The sequence below is a fragment of the Streptomyces sp. NPDC107517 genome, from assembly GCF_055582645.1.
Map to the genome: position 1 here is coordinate 110,644 of NZ_JBVJPM010000007.1, position 15,280 is coordinate 125,923.

The window sequence follows — 15,280 nt, forward strand, 5'->3', positions numbered from 1 at the left end:
GTCAGGGAATCGAGAAGCCGAGCGCGCCCGCGGCCAGTTCCGGGGTGGGCTGTGCCCAGCGCTCGGCCATCGCGTTGCGGGTGGACAGCGAGCGCAGCTCCGCCCGGTCGAGATAGAGCGTGCCGTGCAGATGGTCCGTCTCGTGCTGCACGATCCGGGCGGGCCACCCCGTGAACTCCTCGTTCACGGGCAGGCCCCGCTCGTCGAGCCCTCGCAGCCGCACGTGCTGATGCCGGGAGACCACGGCCTGGAGGCCGGGCACGCTCAGGCAGCCCTCGAAGAACGCGGCGCGGTGGGCCCCCACGGGCTTGTACGACGGGTTGATCAGGACGCGGAACGGCTGCGGCACCCGGCCGCGCGCCTCCCGCACCTCGTCGGGGACCTCGGCCGCGTCCTCGATGACGGCGATCCGCAGCGGGACGCCGATCTGCGGTGCGGCGAGCCCGACGCCGGGGGCGGCGTGCATCGACGCGCGCATCGCGGCGATCAGCCGCTCCAGGAGCGCGGGCTCGAGCTGACCGTCGTAGGTCTGTGCGGGGGACCGGAGCACGGGGTCGCCCGCCTCCACGACCGGCAACGGGTGCTCGCCCGCGAGCAGTTCCTCGACGTGGTCACTCAGGGGTACGGAGGGCATCGCGCCAGCATGCCAAGAAGGATCACGCGTCGGCAACGTTCACCGCGCCACGCGCAGCGTTGCGGACTCGTGAACATTCCCCCGGCGAGGGAATGAGACCGCGGTGACAGGGGCTTTCATCAGAGAGCGGCCATGGTCGGCACGGTCGCTCCACCAGTCCGAACGCCCACCGCCGCCTCCTGGGAGCCCGCCGTATGTCCGTCCCGGCCGCCGCCACCGCGCACCCGCTCGACAACCCCGCGTACGCCTCGCTCACCGGCCCGCACGCGCACTTCGCCGAGTGGCGGGGCCGGATCGTGCGGTACCCCCTCGACGTCACGCCGTGGCTCGCGCTGCCGGACGAGCCCGGACCCGGGGACTGGGCGGATCTCGCGGCGCTCGCCGGGCCGGGCGAGACGGTTCCGCTGCTCGGGATGAGCACGGCGCCGCCCGAGGGCTGGGAACTCACGATGAGCATGGACGGCGTGCAGCTCGTCGACGACGGCGTGGCCGCGGCGCCGGACGGGGAGGCCGTGCTCCTCGTCGCGGCCGACGTGCCCGAGATGCTGGACCTCGTGGCGCGCACCCAGCCGGGCCCGTTCCTGCCCCGCACCGTCGAGCTCGGCACGTATCTCGGGATCCGCAGGCAGGGCGCGCTCGTGGCGATGGCGGGGGAGCGGCTGCACCCGCCGGGCTGGACGGAGATCAGCGCCGTCTGCACCGACCCGGACCACCGCGGCCAGGGGCTCGCGGCCCGCCTCGTCCTGGCCGTCGCGGCGGGGATCAAGGAGCGTGGCGAGACCCCGTTCCTGCACACGGCGGCGGGCAACACGAACGCGATCAGGCTCTACGAGTCCCTGGGCTTCCGGCTGCGGCGCACCACGAAGTTCATGACGGCCCGGGTCCCGGAGTTCGACCACGCCGCCGCCCGCTGAGCGCTGACGCGCGTGGTCCTCGGGGTGGCTCAGTCCTCTTCCGGGACCTGCGCGTTGTAGCGCAGGAGGTAGTCCGCGAAACGGACGAGATCCTCCTCGGGCCAGTCCGCCAGCCGCTCCCGGAACGCCTGGCGGCGGCTGACGGTGACCTGGGCGAGGATGTCGGCGCCCGCCTCGGTCGGATGGAGGACTTGGACGCGGTGGTCGTCCGGGTCCACCCGGCGCATCACGAGCCCGGCCCGCTCCAGCGCGGACACCTGCCGGCTCACCGTCGACTTGTCGAGGGCGTAGTGCGCGGCGAGGTCCGTCGCCCGGCAGCCGCCCTTCTCGTCCAGATGGCTGAGCAGGGTGTACGACACGAGGGACAGCTCGGGGTGCATCCGTCCGGCCATCGCTCTCGCGCGCCGCGCGAACGACGTCATCTCGCGCTGAATGGTCTCGACTGCCGTCTCGCGGTCTGTCACGTTCCGTCCTCTCCCGCTGCTCGTTGCATTCTACAACCGATGGGTGGGGCGCACCGCGGGCAGGCGAGTTCCCGTGCCCGGGGCTAGCCTCCTGAGCATGAGCGACCCCAGTGATGTGCCCGCCCGCTACACAGTCCTGGTCAAGCCCCAACTCGCCGACAAGGACGGCCACCCCGTGCACGGCAACCCGCTGCGCGTGGTGCCCGTCGAGGCCACGGGGTCGTCCGGGGAGTCCGGCTATCCGCGCTTCGAGGGTGAGGGGGTGCAGGTGGAGATCGACCCGCTCACCCGCTCCGTCGAGGCCGTGACCGTCGACGGCGAGGAGCTGCCGTACGGGTGGGTGGCCGAGGTCGCCGCGGACTGACCGGCCGTCCGGCCGCGCCGCGATCCGCCTCCGTGGCGGGGTGCGGCGGCGCTGTGAGGCGTGGCGCAGCTCTCTTATGCAACTTGTTGCAAAAGCGAGCCGTCGTCGTCTACAACTGTGACGACGTTCGCCGCGCACGGAGGGCCACCATGAGCCGATACCCGCACCTGCTCACCCCGCTCGACCTCGGATTCACCACGCTGCCCAACCGGGTCCTGATGGGCTCCATGCACGTGGGACTCGAGGAGGCGGAGAACGGCTTCGCGCGCATGGCGGAGTTCTACGCCGCCCGCGCGCGCGGCGGCGTAGGCCTCATGGTCACCGGTGGCATCGCCCCCAACGAGGCGGGGCGCCCCTGGGCCGGCGGCGCGAAGCTGACCACCGAGGCCGAGGCCGACGAACACCGCCAGGTCACCGACGCGGTGCACGCGGCGGGCGGGAAGATCGCGATGCAGATCCTCCACTTCGGCCGCTACGCCTATCACGAGGACCTCGTCGCCCCCAGCCCGCTCCAGGCGCCGATCAGCCCCTTCCCGCCGCACGAACTCACCGACGCCGAGGTCGAGCAGACCGTCGAGGACTTCGCGCGCGCCGCCGAACTCGCGCAGCGGGCGGGCTACGACGGCGTGGAGATCATGGGCTCCGAGGGCTACCTCATCAACGAGTTCATCGTCGCTGCCACGAACCGGCGCACCGACCGCTGGGGCGGCTCGTACGAGAACCGCATCCGCTTCCCCGTCGAGATCGTCCGCCGAGTCCGCGAGCGCGTCGGCACGGACTTCATCCTCATCTACCGGCTCTCGATGATCGACCTCGTGCCCGGCGGCTCCACCCTCGAAGAGGTGGTACAGCTCGCCAAGGAGATCGAGGCGGCCGGCGCCACCATCATCAACACCGGCATCGGCTGGCACGAGGCCCGCATCCCGACCATCGCCACCTCCGTGCCGCGCGGCGCGTACACCTTCGTCACCAAGAAGGTCATGGGCGAGGTCTCCATCCCGCTCGTCACCACGAACCGCATCAACACCCCTGAGATCGCCGAGGAGTTGCTCGCCGACGGCTGCGCCGACATGGTGTCCCTCGCGCGGCCCCTGCTCGCCGACCCGGACTTCGTGGCCAAGGCCCAGGCCGAGCGCTCCGAGACCATCAACACCTGCATCGGCTGCAACCAGGCCTGCCTGGACCACACGTTCAGCGGCAAGATCACCTCCTGCCTCGTCAACCCGCGCGCCTGCCACGAGACCGAGCTGGTGCTCGCGCCGACCCGCCTGCGCAAGCGCGTCGCCGTCGTCGGCGCGGGCCCCGCGGGCCTCGCCTGCGCCGTCTCCGCCGCCGAGCGCGGCCACGCCGTCACCCTCTTCGACGCCGCGTCCGAGGTCGGCGGCCAGCTCAACGTCGCCCGCAAGGTCCCCGGCAAGGAGGAGTTCGACGAGACCCTGCGCTACTACCGCGCGCAGCTCGAACTGCACGACGTGGACGTCCGGTTGAACACCCCCGTCACCGCCGCCGACCTCACCCCGGACGCGTACGACGAAGTGGTCGTCGCCACCGGCGTCACCCCGCGCACCCCCGAGATCGAGGGAATCGACCACCCCAGCGTCGTCGGCTACCTCGACGTCCTGCGCGACGGCGCGCCCGTCGGGGAGCGCGTCGCCGTCGTCGGCGCGGGCGGCATCGGCTTCGACGTCGCCGAGTACCTCACCGACAGCGGCGACAAGGCGAGCCAGGACCCGGCGACGTACTTCCGTCAGTGGGGCGTCGACATGGACTACCAGGGCCGCGGCGGCCTCGCGAAGCCCGACCGGCCCGCCCCGCCGCGCGCCGTCCACCTCCTCCAGCGCAAGACCTCGAAGGTGGGCGCCGGACTCGGCAAGACCACCGGCTGGATCCACCGCACCGAACTGCGCCACCGCGGCGTCACCATGGTCGCGGGCGCCACCTACGACCGCATCGACGACGCGGGCCTGCACATCACCGTCGACGGCAGCTCCACCGTCATCCCCGTCGACACCGTCGTGCTGTGCACCGGCCAGGACCCGGCCCGCGGTCTCTACGACGACCTGCTCGCCGCCGGCCGCGAGGCGCACCTGATCGGCGGCGCCGACGTGGCCGCCGAGCTGGACGCCAAGCGCGCCATCCGCCAGGGCACCGAACTGGCCGCGGCGCTGTGAGACCGGCGGTCACGTGGCCGGGCCCGCCGGCCGCGTGACCGCCTCCGCATAAGGTGCAGCCATGTCACTCCCGCACGCGATCCTCACGGCCCTCCTGGAGAAGCCGTCGTCGGGCCTCGAACTGACGCGCCGCTTCGACAAGTCGATCGGCTACTTCTGGTCGGCCACGCACCAGCAGATCTACCGCGAGCTGGGCCGCCTGGAACGCGAGGGGTACATCAGGGCCCTGCCCGCGCCGACGCCCGCGCGCGGCCAGAAGAAGGAGTACGAGGTCCTGCCCGAGGGCCGCGCCGAACTGGCCCGCTGGACCGCCGCGAGCCAGGACCCGAAACCGCTGCGCGACCCGCTTCTCCTGCGCCTGCGCGCCGCCGCCGTCGTCGGCACGGACGGCATCGAGGCCGACCTGCGCCGCCATCTCGAACTGCACCGGCGGCAGTTGGCGCAGTACGAGGAGATCGAGAGGCGCGACTTCCCGCCCGGCCTCGACGCCGTCGAGGACCGGCTGCAACACGTCGTGCTGCGCGCGGGCATCGACCTGGAGACGTGCTGGGCCCGCTGGCTCGAACAGACCCTGGAGGAACTCGGCCTCGACCCGTCCTAGAGCTCTTCGTCTAGGCGAGCGTCGCCGCCTCCGGGTCCCAGTCGGCCGGTACGGGCGCCGGCGCCGAGGGACAGGTGGCGACGTGGGTGAACTCGGCGTGTTCGGCCGAGCGCGTGATCGCCGTCATCGTCTGCAGGACATGCAGGGCCAGCGTCCCCGACGCACGCGGCGCACCGCCCCGGCGGATCGACCGCGCCAGGTCGAGCACGCCGAGCCCCCGCCCGTCGGTGCGCCCCGCGACCGGCAGCTCGCGCCAGTCGTCCGCACCGTTGGCCCGCACCCTCAGCGGCCCGCCGAACGTGTTGGGGTCCGGCACCGCGAGAACCCCTTCCGTGCCGGTGACCTCGAACTGGATGCGCCCCAGCGCCGAGTCGAAGCTGAACACCGACGTCGCCCGCACCCCCGACGCGAACTCGACGAGCGCCGACACATGCGTCGGCACCGCCACCGGGAACACCTGCCCCTCCTTCGGCCCCGAGCCGACGACGCGCTCCTCGCGCGCGCGTGCCGCCGAGGCCGCGACCCGCGACACCCCGCCGAACAGCGCCACCAGGGACGTCAGGTAGTAGGGCCCGAGATCGAACAGCGGGCCCGCGCCCGGCTGGTAGAAGAACGCCGGATCGGGGTGCCAACGCTCCGGCCCGAGGCCCTGCACCGCCGTCGTCGCCGCCACCGGCTCACCGATGTGCCCGGCCCCGACCGCCCGCAGCGCCGACTGGAGCCCCGCGCCGAGGAACGTGTCCGGCGCGTTCCCCACGAGCAGCCCCCGCTCCGTCGCCTCGGCGAGTACCTTCTCCGCCTCGCCAGGGGCCAGCGCGATCGGCTTCTCGCCGTACACGTGCTTACCGGCGCGCAGCGCCTGCGCCGCGACCTGCGCGTGGGCGGCCGGCACGGTGAGGTTCACGACGAGCTCGACCTCGGGAACGGCGAGCACCGTCGCCACATCGCCGGCGACCGGCACGCCGTGCTCGCGCGCGACGGCCGTGGCGCGGTCCGCGTCGAGGTCGGCGACACCCACCACCCGCAGATCGGGAAAGGCGGACAGCGTCCGCAGATACTGCTCGCTGATGACGCCCGCTCCGACGACGGCGACACCGACCGGCCCCGAACTCACACTGCCCCCAAGGCGGATGCGTAGATGGTGCGGCCGCTCCCGCGCGGCTCCGGAGACGGTAGGACGCTTCGAGGGGACCGGACAAGGGCGCGTCCCGGCCTTGGACGCAGAGTTGCCACGGACCCGGATCCGCCGGTGCGCCCCACGTCGGCGCCGGCACCAGGCGCTGCCGCCGGCTCCCGCGGTCACAAGAGCCCTGTTCAGGAACCGGTGGTGACGCTCCGTTCGGCGGAGTAGGCGCCCCACGTCCCGTCGGGCAGCTGGGCGCGGATCCGCACCCGGTGCCGGACGCCGGCCTCCTTGCCCACGTAGAAACTGTTCCGCGCCGTGCCCTTGGGCGGGGCGTCGCCCCAGACGAGCGTGGTCGCCTGCCGGCCGTCGAGATAGATGCGGTACGCGGGCACGGTGCCGCCCGTGCGCGGGGGCGTCCACGACAGGTCGATGTAGTACGCCCCGTCGGCCCGGCGGGACGCGGCGCGGAAGTCGGCGGGCGCGGTGCCGGGACCCTCGTCGGCGCCCGTCGCGGTGGTGAGCCTCAGGGCCGGGCCCGCGGGTGAGGTGTTGTCGGCGGCGTCGCGCGCCTTCACGGTGAACGCGTACGCGGTGCCCGGCCGCAGCCCGGTGACCAGTGCCCGGGTCTCACCCCCGCCGACACTGTGGATCTTCGATGCGCCCTGGTAGATGTCGTACGAGACGACGCCCTTGTCGTCCTTCGACGCACCCCATGACAGTGACGCCGCGTGGCCGCCGTCCGCCCGGCCGCGCAGCGCTCCCGGCCGGGTCGGGGCCGACCGGTCCTCGGCCACGGCGGCCGGGGTGGTGACGGGCACCTTCGCGCTGAGCGGCCCGAGCGTGCCGTCGCTGTCCTCGGCCCGGACGGAGAAGGTGTACGCGGATCGCGGGCGCAGCCCGACGACGTCCACCATGTGCTGTCCGCCCGGCACCTCCTTCACTTTGGTGGCGCCCCGGTACACCGTGTAGCCCTTGACGTCGGCGTCGCCCTCGGGGCGGCTCCACATCACGTGCACGGAGGTGGCGCTGCCCGCCTGCGCCGTGACGCCGGCGGGGGCCGTGAGTGGGGGACCCTGCCGGGTGTCGTCGCCGAGCAGGCCGCACGAGGTGGCGAACAGGAGCGCGGCGGCGCAGGCCGCGCAGGCCAGAGGGGTGCGTCCGGGGGTGCGTCGCACGGGCGGGCCTTCCGTTCGGAAGCATTGGTACAGACCTGTATGCCATGAGTGGCGGGGTCACATCAAGAGGTGCCGTGTCGCGAGCGTCGCGCACGTCCGGCCCCGGAGCGATGGACCGCATGGTCAGGGCGAGGTGCGGGCGAAGAAGTCCGTCGCCACCAACTGGCCGTAGAACAGGGCGCGTTGGGTGACAGGAAGACCGTGGCGGGTCGGGGCGACGGACCAACCGCCGCCCCGCATCGCTCACACCTTCCGGTACGTGTACGCCTCGACGGCCGCCGCCTCGACCGCGTCCAGATCCGCCCCCGCCGACGCCGTGACCACCGCGGCCACGGCCCCCTCGACGAAGGGGGCGTCCACCAGGCGTGCCCCGTCCGGGAGTTCATCGCCCTCGGCCAGCAGCGCCTTCACGGTGAGCACCGCGCTGCCCAGATCGGCGAGCACCGCGATGCCCGCGCCCCGGTCGACCGACCGCGCGGCCCCGGAGATCAGCTCGGCGCTGGTGCCGAGCCCGCCGTCCTCGGTACCGCCCGCCGGCGCCACGGGAACGGCCGCGCCGCCGCCCGCCAGCTCCTGCGCAAGCTCCGCCACCGACTCGGCGACGGCGCGGCTGTGCGACACGAGCACGATCCCGACGGCTTTCTCCTGACCACTGAGCCCGCTGCCCACGCCCCCCGGCTCACTCATCGCGGGCCGCCTCGGCCAGGGCCCCGATCAGCAGCGCCGACGACGTGGCGCCGGGGTCCTGATGCCCGATGCTGCGCTCGCCCAGATAGCTCGCCCGCCCCTTGCGCGCCTGCATGGGCGTCGTCGCGAGCGCGCCCTGCTCGGCGGCGGTGGCGGCCGCGTCGAAGGAGGTGTCGAGCGCGTCGATCGCGGGCACCAGCGCGTCGATCATGGTCTTGTCGCCCGGCGCCGCCCCGCCCAGCGTCATGACGGCGTCCACGCCGGTCCGCAGCGCCGCCGCGAACTCCGCCTCACTCACCTCGGGGGCGTCCCCGAGCGCCTTGCCCGTACGGCGCAGGAGCGTCCCGTACAGCGGGCCCGACGCGCCGCCCACCGTCGAGATCAACTGACGTCCGGCGAGGGTGAGCACAGCGCCTGGGGTGGCCGGTTCCTCCTTCTCCAGGACCGCGCTCACGGCGACGAAGCCGCGCTGCAGATTGCTGCCGTGGTCGGCGTCGCCGATCGGCGAGTCGAGTTCGGTGAGCCGGGCCGCCTCCCGGTCGACGGCCGCGGTGGCCGCGTCGAGCCAGCGTCGGAAGAAATCGGCGTCGAGCACGTCATCTCCTTGCGTGGTGGTGATGGTTCGGACCACAGGCTGCCTCACATGCCCCAGCGCAGGCCCGCCGTGCTCACGGGCGCGTCCCACAGGCGCAGCATTTCCTCGTCGACCTGGCACAGGGTGACGGAGGCACCGGCCATGTCGAGCGACGTGACGTAGTTCCCGACGAGCGTGCGCGCCACCGGCACACCACGCTCGGTCAGCACGCGCTGGACCTCGGCGTTGAACCCGTACAGCTCGAGCAGCGGGGTCGCGCCCATGCCGTTGACGAGGACGAGTACCGGGTCGCTCGGCTGCAGGTCTTCGAGGACGGCGTCCACGGAGAAGTCGGCGATCTCGCGGGACGTCATCATGGCGCGCCGCTCGCGGCCGGGCTCACCGTGGATGCCGACGCCCAACTCCAGCTCGCCGGGCGGCAGATCGAAGGTCGGGCTGCCCTTGGCGGGTGTGGCGCACGCGCTCAGGGCCACGCCGAAGCTGCGCGCGTTCGCGTTGACCTGGCGTGCGATCGCCTCCACGCGCTCCAGCGGCTGTCCCTCCTCGGCCGCGGCGCCCGCGATCTTCTCGATGAACAGGGTCGCGCCCGTGCCGCGCCGGCCCGCGGTGTACAGGCTGTCGGTGACGGCCACGTCGTCGTTGACGAGGACCTTGGCGACCTGGATCCCCTCGTCCTCGGCGAGTTCCGCGGCCATGTCGAAGTTCAGCACGTCACCCGTGTAGTTCTTCACCACGAAGAGCACCCCGGCGCCGCTGTCCACGGCGGCCGCGGCTCGCACCATCTGGTCGGGCACCGGCGACGTGAACACCTCGCCGGGACAGGCGGCCGACAGCATCCCGTGCCCCACGAACCCCCCGTGCAAGGGCTCGTGCCCCGACCCGCCACCGGAGACGATCGCGACTTTCCCCTCGACGGGAGCGTCCCGGCGCGCGATCACCCGGTTCTCGACATCGACGAGCAGCTCCGGATGGGCCGCGGCCATTCCCCGCAACGCGTCGGCGACCACGGTCTCGGCCACGTTGATGAGCATCTTCATGGGTACCTCCAACTGGGCCCAGCATCTGAGCCTCTGACCAGTGTCTTACCTGGTCAAGGCTGGTTGGGAAGGTTATCGATCCTGGCGGTCCGTGGCGGCTGGAAGCGGGTTCCGACGGGGCTGTTGCTGACCTGGTGCTGACTTTGCTGACGGAGTATCAGATGAAGTTGTGGTGATGGACGAACGGCGCTCCCAACCGCTTACTCCCGGCAGTATCGGCTCTCGCGGAGCCCTGGTCACGTGTGCGGCGTGGGTGGTTGGCGGAAGGTGTCGTCGCGGAGCATCGCGAAGGGGACGTCGGCTCGGCGCCGTGCGTGGCAGGGACGGCCCGGCCAAGGGCGATATGGCTGGTCTAGACCGGCCGGGGCGTGTCCCGCCATTCGAACATGAGGATCGTCGCGTCGTCGCGGAGACGGTTTTCCTGGGCGTCAAGGGTCGCCTGAATGAGGCGCCGCAGTGTCTCCGGCGCCAGTTCGCCTGCCGCGGCGGCCCGGGCGACATAGTCGGCGAACCGTTCGAGACCGAACTCGCCGCCGTCCACCGTCCGGGCTTCCGTGACGCCATCGGTGAACATCAGCACTCGATCACCTGGTTCGAGGGCTGTCTCATGCACGCGCCGGGGCGTCGGGGTGAAGACGGCACACATCCCCATGGGCGGATCGGCTTCGCGGTCCAGGGCTCCGGCGACCAGGCGGTGGTCACGGATGAGGAGCGGCGCAGGGTGTCCGCAGTTGATCCAGCGCAGCTTGCCGGTGATCAGGTTCAGTTGGGAGACGACCGCGGTGCAGAACTGGTCCGGCAGCCACTTGGACAGGGCTGCGTCGACGCACTCCACGAGTTCGGGGAGGTCCGCTCCGGTGCGACGCGCGTTGCGGCAGGCGGCCAGCGACACGACCGATGTCAGCCCCGAAGCCAGATTGTGTCCCATGGCGTCCAGGATCGCCGTGTGGAGGATCGAGTCGGTCAGGGCGTGGTCGAAAGCGTCCCCGCCGATCTCGTAAGCCGGTTCCAGGACGGCGGTCGAGACGGCGCGTGTGGTGCCGATAGTGCGGGGCGGGAGGAAGGCGCGCAGCATCTCGGCCGCCAGCCGCATCGGTTCCGTACGGGTCTGGCGAACGTAGGAGTCCTTGAACGCCCGCTTGGAGGTGATCATCATGGCGAACAGGGCGGCGAGCGTCCTGCCACGCCGCAGTGTCAGCGGGTCGAGGGCCGGGGCCCGTACCGCGAGGACGCCGAGGCGTTCCGCCCCGTCCATGAGCGGCAACCAGGCCGTCATCCCTCCGGAGTCGGACTCCTCGGTCCGCAAGGATTGGGTGCGGTACGTCCAGCCGGCGAGCGAATCGTCGATGGGGAGCGTCCGCACCAGATCGTTGAGCGGTGTCAGCTGTTGTTGTTGCAGGTCGGCCAGGTAGGCGATGGAGTGCTGAAGGCCCATGGCCTTGGTGCAGCGCGCCATTGCGGTGGTGAGGTCGAGTGTCGAGTTGCCGAGATCGGCGAGGAACTCGGCTAGGGCGACCTCAGGGATCTCGGGAACGGTCACCTCATCACCCCTCGTCCGGATCCTGGTCCAGGGCCGATACGTACCTGTGCAGTCTCACACCGCGACGTGTGGCTCGCCCGTGGGGGACGGACCGGTTCGTGGTCAGGCGGCGCAGCACATGGGGTGCGGCGGTAGCTCTCAGTGCGCGTCGGTGGCCGGCGGTGTCCGGCCGTGCTGGGCCGTGCATCAACCCTCGCCCGTGATCCCGGGAAATCGGCACAAGGCGGCGCGGCAGCCGGTCCGCGTCGCCCGCACGGTCTTTCGCCCAGCGTAGTGGTACGAGCCCCCGTTATTGAATTTCTTATGCAAAAGCCGCCGCGGTGGGCTTGACAATATCTATGAGGGGTACTTGGCGGTTAGGTTCATAGTAAGGACAACTGCCTTGACGGGGTTGGGACGGGAGCGCGCTGTGGCTGGGAACGAGAAGGCCAAAGCCAAGAAGGAGCAAGTGAAGGGAAAGTTGAAGGAAGCGACCGGGCGCACGATAGGCAATGAAGAGATGACCGCCAAGGGTCGCGCGGAGAAGGCCAAGGGGGACGCGCGCCAGGCCAAGGAGAAGGGGAAGGACATCTTCCGCGGTTGATGGACACGCACTGTGTGCCTGCCGCACGATATCGCGCGGCAGGCACAGGACGGTCCGGACGAGCGGCACGACCGACAGGTCGATGAGGCACTCACCCGGCGCCGCTGCCCAGCCGCCTCAGGCTCCGCAAGTGAGATGAATTCGTAGCTGAAGCCATTCCTCCACTGGATAACATCCAGCCCCGAATCATAGGGGCAGGCGCATAATTGGGAGTGTCCGGCTGGGATTGGAGAGCGTCATGGTCATCCTCGGTGTCATCCTGCTTGTCATCGGACTTGTGACGGGAATTTCCATACTGTGGACCATCGGGGTTGTCCTGTTGGTGATAGGCGCCATCCTGTGGGTGCTCGGAGCTGTTGGTCACTCTGTGGGTGGCAGGCGGCACTACTGGTGATGGCCGCCGGAACGGCTCACAGCGGCCCAAAGGCTCAAGTCCCAAGCGGGAACCGCAGTATGAGTACTCAGTCGGAAGGCGGCAGCAATGTGCCCAGCGGACCGAGGTCGAGGTTGAGGTCCTCCATGGTCAGCCCGTACTGGGCGCACAGTTCACTCATCCGCTCATGGAGGACCATGAGCGTCGCCCCCAGGCGCTCCTCCTGCTCGTCGGTGAGATCTCCCTGATCGACCCGGTGCAACGCCTGCCGCTCCATGAGCTGGCGCAGTAGCTCCACCAAGGTGAGGACCAGCCTGATGAGGTCCCGCTCCACGGTGTCGGGGTCGGAGGTGATGCGACGTGCGGGTGAGTGTGAACGCTTGCCCGACGGGGACAGATCGCGAGGCGCTGCGGGCAGAAGTCGGAAGGCGCGCTCAGCGGCCTCCGCGACCTCTTCACGGCGGCGGGCCGACCCACTCTTGCGCTCAGCGGGCGGCTCGCGCCCGTCCTCAGCCGCCATCGTCGCCCCCAGACGGCGCCGTCTCAGCCCAGGGGGAGGGGTTCTGCGCGCTGATGGACACGATCAACGCTCTGAGCGAGACCCGCACGAGATCGATGTCGGCGATGGACAGGACGACGTCACCGGTGAGGACGACGCCACCGCTGAGCAGGCGGTCCAGCAGATCGATGAGCGCGACCTGCCGCTGCGCCAGTGGCTCGACCGCGGACGACGGTTCGTCGGGAGCGGTCATGGCCGCGGACCTTTCGAGGCGTCATCGGTTTCGGCGGGCGGCATGGCGAAGGAGTAGGGGGCCCAGGGCCCGGTGACCTCTATACGAACGCCCTGCAGTCCGTCAGCGGCGCGTTCAACCCCGTCTCGGAACTCCTCACACCGAGCCAGAGGCACAAGGTATGCGTCATTGACGACGTTCTCGCCCGCCGAGTCGGCGAGAACGCCCTGCTGCACACGGTGGCGCGCTCTGTCGACGGCGTGCCTGCGCCCTACGCCCTCGACCGCATCGGCGGCCAGCTGGGCAGCCTGGTAGACGCTGTCCCGGACGCTCTGCTGTTGCCTGCGGTTGCGCAGGTATGCGCGTCCCGGGGACAGGTCTGCCCCTCGCCGGGGCTCGGCGGCGGCGGGAGCAGCGGACGGCTCGACATAGATCTTGACCCCCCATTCGACGTGCTCGGCCAGGCGCGCCAGACGATCCTTGAACACGGCCTGCCCGCCGTCCAGGACGTCCCGCGCCCTGGTGTCGTCGAGATACACCGTTGCCAGACGCAGCGGAAGCACTGTCGTCCGGGTGGCCACGGCCTCGATGACGGCGTGGTGCGCGCGGGCGACCGCCTCGAGCCAGTCCAGGTCTTCCAGGCGTTGCTTGAGGGCGTCCTCCTGGAAGTCCTGCGCGGGCACGTGACTTGCCACGAGTACCAGGGTGTTGTCGTGACTGCCGGGCACGAGGCGGACCGGGGCGTCGGCGACCCCGTTGAGCGCGGTGACGAGCTCCTCGAGCCGGCCGCCGTCGCGTGCCACGGCATACACGTATGTGACGAGGTCATTCATCGCGGGCACGTCCTCGTCGACGGCTGTCGCGTGGTTCGTCTGCCTCTGCCTCTGCCTTAGCGTCCCTGTCTTCGTCCGCGCGTTCGTGCCCGTGCTCGGGGAGCGCCTCGCGGTCCCGGAGAGCATCGATCTCGGCACGGAGCCGCCGGTTCTCCTCGGCGAGTGACCGGTCGTCCCTGCTCCGTGACGACAGCGAGGGGTCGTGCTCCCACCAGTCGATGCCCATTTCCTTCGCCTTGTCCACCGACGCGACGATGAGCCGGAGCTTGATGGTCAGCAGCTCGATGTCGAGGAGATTTATCTGGATGTCGCCCGCGATGACGATGCCCTTGTCGAGCACGCGCTCAAGGATGTCGGCGAGATTGGCGGAAGAGCCCTGCCCGTACGGCGGAGCTGCTCTGGAAGGGTAGGAGCCGGGCCTGTTGGCCAGAGGTTCAGTCACGATGGTGACCTCGTGTTCCCTCGTCGCACCGGGTCAGGGCTGCCCGCCCCGCCAATGGGCCCGGATCTCTTCCAGCCGGTCCAGCAGTTCGTCCTCGCGTCGGTCGAACGTCTCCTCGTCGATCTCCCCCGCAAGCAACTGCCTCTCGAGTTCTGCGAGATCGGCTTGCACGGGGGCTGGGTCGTAGTACTCCTTCTCCGCTGCTTCCAGGACACGGTCGACCGTCCATATGACGCCGCGCACCGGTGCGAGGGGGAGGGTGACGAGCTGAGTGAAGAGACCCATGAGTACTCCTCAGACGAAACTGTAGGGAGGGAGAGGGGCGCTCAGCCGGAGCTCGAAGTCATCGCCCAACTGATTCGCCACACTCAACTCTGTGGTCAGGAAGCCCTCTTCTTGGTCATCGGTCACAAGAAACGAGACGCTGAGGAAGTCCGATCCGGTCGGGGATGAGGAGTCAAACTCCCGGGCGAAGGGGCGCAGGGCCTCGATCACACCTGCGGCCAGGGCCTCCTGACGTGTCTGCACCTCGTGGGCCACCAGCTCGCCGAGTTGGACGGGTGCATCCGGACCTGCCGTTCCCGCGCGAATCCCGTCGTTGAGCTGCCGCGCCGTAGTCGATTCCTGAAGGACCTCACGCAACAGCGCGTCCTCGTCCTGTGACGCCTTGAGGTGGTACTCGGTGCAACCCTCGAGTACGCGGAGTCTGTCCGCATACACCTCGGCACTCTCCTCCAGGACGGCCCGTACGGCTTCGTCGTCCGCGGCCATGAGCCCGAATCTCAGAGGAAGCACCGTGCCGTCCGCCATGAGCCGCTCCTGCACCGCTTGGTGCGCGCTGATGTCGCGACGTTTGGGGCGAAGGTCCTCCGGGGCGTCGCTGACGACAGCACTCAGCAATCCGGCCGTCACTACGCGCAGGTCGGCCGGAGTCTCGCCGACGCCGTGGAGGTCGCCGAGGCGCAGAGGGTGCTGCTTGCCGGTGATGGAGTAGACGTAAACGGCCATGG

Annotated in this window: 20 protein-coding genes; 6 read left to right on the forward strand and 14 right to left on the reverse strand. The window is 70.6% G+C overall.

The window, feature by feature from the left end; genetic code table 11:
* Window position 1: 1 nt before the first annotated feature.
* Window positions 2–634, reverse strand: coding sequence for a peptide deformylase (locus ACZ67T_RS18445; RefSeq protein ID WP_469985177.1), 633 nt, complete (start codon window positions 632–634; stop codon window positions 2–4).
* A gap of 194 nt (window positions 635–828) precedes the next feature.
* Here ACZ67T_RS18445 and ACZ67T_RS18450 point away from each other — a divergent pair, with 194 nt between their 5' ends.
* A complete protein-coding gene (locus tag ACZ67T_RS18450) occupies window positions 829–1,548 on the forward strand; it encodes a GNAT family N-acetyltransferase (protein WP_469985178.1) in 720 nt (239 codons plus the stop codon).
* 29 nt (window positions 1,549–1,577) lie between these two features.
* Here ACZ67T_RS18450 and ACZ67T_RS18455 read toward each other — a convergent pair whose 3' ends face one another.
* The gene (locus ACZ67T_RS18455; RefSeq protein WP_469985519.1) at window positions 1,578–1,970 is read right to left on the reverse strand and encodes a MarR family winged helix-turn-helix transcriptional regulator; all 393 of its coding nucleotides are present in this window, start codon (window positions 1,968–1,970) and stop codon (window positions 1,578–1,580) included.
* 139 nt (window positions 1,971–2,109) lie between these two features.
* Between ACZ67T_RS18455 and ACZ67T_RS18460 the strand changes: the two genes are divergently transcribed.
* The 3 genes from ACZ67T_RS18460 to ACZ67T_RS18470 all read left to right on the forward strand — a co-directional run bounded on the left by ACZ67T_RS18460 (window position 2,110) and on the right by ACZ67T_RS18470 (window position 5,148).
* Window positions 2,110–2,376, forward strand: a complete 267-nt coding sequence (locus ACZ67T_RS18460) for a hypothetical protein (RefSeq protein ID WP_469961857.1) — start codon at window positions 2,110–2,112, stop codon at window positions 2,374–2,376.
* 149 nt (window positions 2,377–2,525) lie between these two features.
* Window positions 2,526–4,547, forward strand: a complete 2,022-nt coding sequence (locus ACZ67T_RS18465; protein WP_469985180.1) for an oxidoreductase — start codon at window positions 2,526–2,528, stop codon at window positions 4,545–4,547.
* A gap of 61 nt (window positions 4,548–4,608) precedes the next feature.
* The gene (locus ACZ67T_RS18470) at window positions 4,609–5,148 is read left to right on the forward strand and encodes a PadR family transcriptional regulator (RefSeq protein ID WP_469985181.1); all 540 of its coding nucleotides are present in this window, start codon (window positions 4,609–4,611) and stop codon (window positions 5,146–5,148) included.
* A 10-nt stretch (window positions 5,149–5,158) separates the two neighbouring features.
* Here ACZ67T_RS18470 and ACZ67T_RS18475 read toward each other — a convergent pair whose 3' ends face one another.
* From ACZ67T_RS18475 to ACZ67T_RS18500, 6 genes are all read right to left on the reverse strand, one after another.
* A complete protein-coding gene (locus tag ACZ67T_RS18475; protein WP_469985183.1) occupies window positions 5,159–6,262 on the reverse strand; it encodes a Gfo/Idh/MocA family protein in 1,104 nt (367 codons plus the stop codon).
* Window positions 6,263–6,462: 200 nt separating this feature from the next.
* Complete coding sequence (locus ACZ67T_RS18480) at window positions 6,463–7,449, reverse strand: fibronectin type III domain-containing protein (RefSeq protein WP_469985185.1); 987 nt, start codon at window positions 7,447–7,449, stop codon at window positions 6,463–6,465.
* Between the two features lie 243 nt (window positions 7,450–7,692).
* A complete protein-coding gene (dhaM, locus tag ACZ67T_RS18485; RefSeq protein ID WP_469985186.1) occupies window positions 7,693–8,136 on the reverse strand; it encodes a dihydroxyacetone kinase phosphoryl donor subunit DhaM in 444 nt (147 codons plus the stop codon).
* The gene (gene dhaL / locus ACZ67T_RS18490) at window positions 8,129–8,731 is read right to left on the reverse strand and encodes a dihydroxyacetone kinase subunit DhaL (RefSeq protein WP_469985187.1); all 603 of its coding nucleotides are present in this window, start codon (window positions 8,729–8,731) and stop codon (window positions 8,129–8,131) included. The genes dhaM and dhaL overlap by 8 nt, the downstream gene beginning before the upstream one ends.
* A 44-nt stretch (window positions 8,732–8,775) precedes the next feature.
* A complete protein-coding gene (gene dhaK / locus ACZ67T_RS18495; protein WP_469985188.1) occupies window positions 8,776–9,768 on the reverse strand; it encodes a dihydroxyacetone kinase subunit DhaK in 993 nt (330 codons plus the stop codon).
* 352 nt (window positions 9,769–10,120) lie between these two features.
* Window positions 10,121–11,308 (reverse strand): PP2C family protein-serine/threonine phosphatase, encoded by a 1,188-nt coding sequence (locus tag ACZ67T_RS18500; RefSeq protein ID WP_469985190.1) that lies wholly within the window; start codon window positions 11,306–11,308, stop codon window positions 10,121–10,123.
* A gap of 409 nt (window positions 11,309–11,717) precedes the next feature.
* On the opposite strand from ACZ67T_RS18500, the gene ACZ67T_RS18505 reads away from it, so the two are divergent.
* Both ACZ67T_RS18505 and ACZ67T_RS18510 read left to right on the forward strand, forming a co-directional pair.
* Window positions 11,718–11,891: a CsbD family protein gene (locus tag ACZ67T_RS18505; RefSeq protein ID WP_469985192.1), complete on the forward strand. Its 174-nt coding sequence runs from the start codon at window positions 11,718–11,720 to the stop codon at window positions 11,889–11,891.
* Between the two features lie 238 nt (window positions 11,892–12,129).
* Window positions 12,130–12,285 (forward strand): DUF6131 family protein, encoded by a 156-nt coding sequence (locus ACZ67T_RS18510; protein ID WP_326708308.1) that lies wholly within the window; start codon window positions 12,130–12,132, stop codon window positions 12,283–12,285.
* Window positions 12,286–12,352: 67 nt separating this feature from the next.
* Here ACZ67T_RS18510 and ACZ67T_RS18515 read toward each other — a convergent pair whose 3' ends face one another.
* From ACZ67T_RS18515 to ACZ67T_RS18540, 6 genes are all read right to left on the reverse strand, one after another.
* A complete protein-coding gene (locus ACZ67T_RS18515; protein ID WP_469985193.1) occupies window positions 12,353–12,784 on the reverse strand; it encodes a gas vesicle protein K in 432 nt (143 codons plus the stop codon).
* Entirely contained in the window at window positions 12,774–13,016 is a 243-nt protein-coding gene (locus ACZ67T_RS18520; protein WP_469985195.1) for a gas vesicle protein, read from the reverse strand. The genes ACZ67T_RS18515 and ACZ67T_RS18520 overlap by 11 nt, the downstream gene beginning before the upstream one ends.
* Complete coding sequence (locus ACZ67T_RS18525) at window positions 13,013–13,828, reverse strand: GvpL/GvpF family gas vesicle protein (RefSeq protein ID WP_469985197.1); 816 nt, start codon at window positions 13,826–13,828, stop codon at window positions 13,013–13,015. The genes ACZ67T_RS18520 and ACZ67T_RS18525 overlap by 4 nt, the downstream gene beginning before the upstream one ends.
* Window positions 13,821–14,168: a gas vesicle protein gene (locus tag ACZ67T_RS18530; RefSeq protein ID WP_469985199.1), complete on the reverse strand. Its 348-nt coding sequence runs from the start codon at window positions 14,166–14,168 to the stop codon at window positions 13,821–13,823. The genes ACZ67T_RS18525 and ACZ67T_RS18530 overlap by 8 nt, the downstream gene beginning before the upstream one ends.
* A 135-nt stretch (window positions 14,169–14,303) precedes the next feature.
* Entirely contained in the window at window positions 14,304–14,555 is a 252-nt protein-coding gene (locus ACZ67T_RS18535; protein WP_469985201.1) for a gas vesicle protein GvpG, read from the reverse strand.
* Window positions 14,556–14,564: 9 nt separating this feature from the next.
* Complete coding sequence (locus ACZ67T_RS18540) at window positions 14,565–15,278, reverse strand: GvpL/GvpF family gas vesicle protein (RefSeq protein WP_469985203.1); 714 nt, start codon at window positions 15,276–15,278, stop codon at window positions 14,565–14,567.
* Window positions 15,279–15,280 lie beyond the last annotated feature (2 nt).

Bases quoted from the DNA above. Each gene is read 5' to 3' on its own strand.
- dhaK (WP_469985188.1), bottom strand. From the start codon at position 9,768: ATGAAGATGCTCATCAACGTGGCCGAGACCGTGGTCGCCGACGCGTTG.
- ACZ67T_RS18535 (WP_469985201.1), bottom strand. From the start codon at position 14,555: ATGGGTCTCTTCACTCAGCTCGTCACCCTCCCCCTCGCACCGGTGCGC.
- ACZ67T_RS18450 (WP_469985178.1), top strand. From the start codon at position 829: ATGTCCGTCCCGGCCGCCGCCACCGCGCACCCGCTCGACAACCCCGCG.
- dhaM (WP_469985186.1), bottom strand. From the start codon at position 8,136: ATGAGTGAGCCGGGGGGCGTGGGCAGCGGGCTCAGTGGTCAGGAGAAA.
- ACZ67T_RS18525 (WP_469985197.1), bottom strand. From the start codon at position 13,828: ATGAATGACCTCGTCACATACGTGTATGCCGTGGCACGCGACGGCGGC.
- ACZ67T_RS18455 (WP_469985519.1), bottom strand. From the start codon at position 1,970: ATGACGTCGTTCGCGCGGCGCGCGAGAGCGATGGCCGGACGGATGCAC.
- ACZ67T_RS18540 (WP_469985203.1), bottom strand. From the start codon at position 15,278: ATGGCCGTTTACGTCTACTCCATCACCGGCAAGCAGCACCCTCTGCGC.
- ACZ67T_RS18470 (WP_469985181.1), top strand. From the start codon at position 4,609: ATGTCACTCCCGCACGCGATCCTCACGGCCCTCCTGGAGAAGCCGTCG.
- ACZ67T_RS18520 (WP_469985195.1), bottom strand. From the start codon at position 13,016: ATGACCGCTCCCGACGAACCGTCGTCCGCGGTCGAGCCACTGGCGCAG.
- ACZ67T_RS18510 (WP_326708308.1), top strand. From the start codon at position 12,130: ATGGTCATCCTCGGTGTCATCCTGCTTGTCATCGGACTTGTGACGGGA.
- ACZ67T_RS18465 (WP_469985180.1), top strand. From the start codon at position 2,526: ATGAGCCGATACCCGCACCTGCTCACCCCGCTCGACCTCGGATTCACC.
- ACZ67T_RS18515 (WP_469985193.1), bottom strand. From the start codon at position 12,784: ATGGCGGCTGAGGACGGGCGCGAGCCGCCCGCTGAGCGCAAGAGTGGG.
- ACZ67T_RS18445 (WP_469985177.1), bottom strand. From the start codon at position 634: ATGCCCTCCGTACCCCTGAGTGACCACGTCGAGGAACTGCTCGCGGGC.
- ACZ67T_RS18460 (WP_469961857.1), top strand. From the start codon at position 2,110: ATGAGCGACCCCAGTGATGTGCCCGCCCGCTACACAGTCCTGGTCAAG.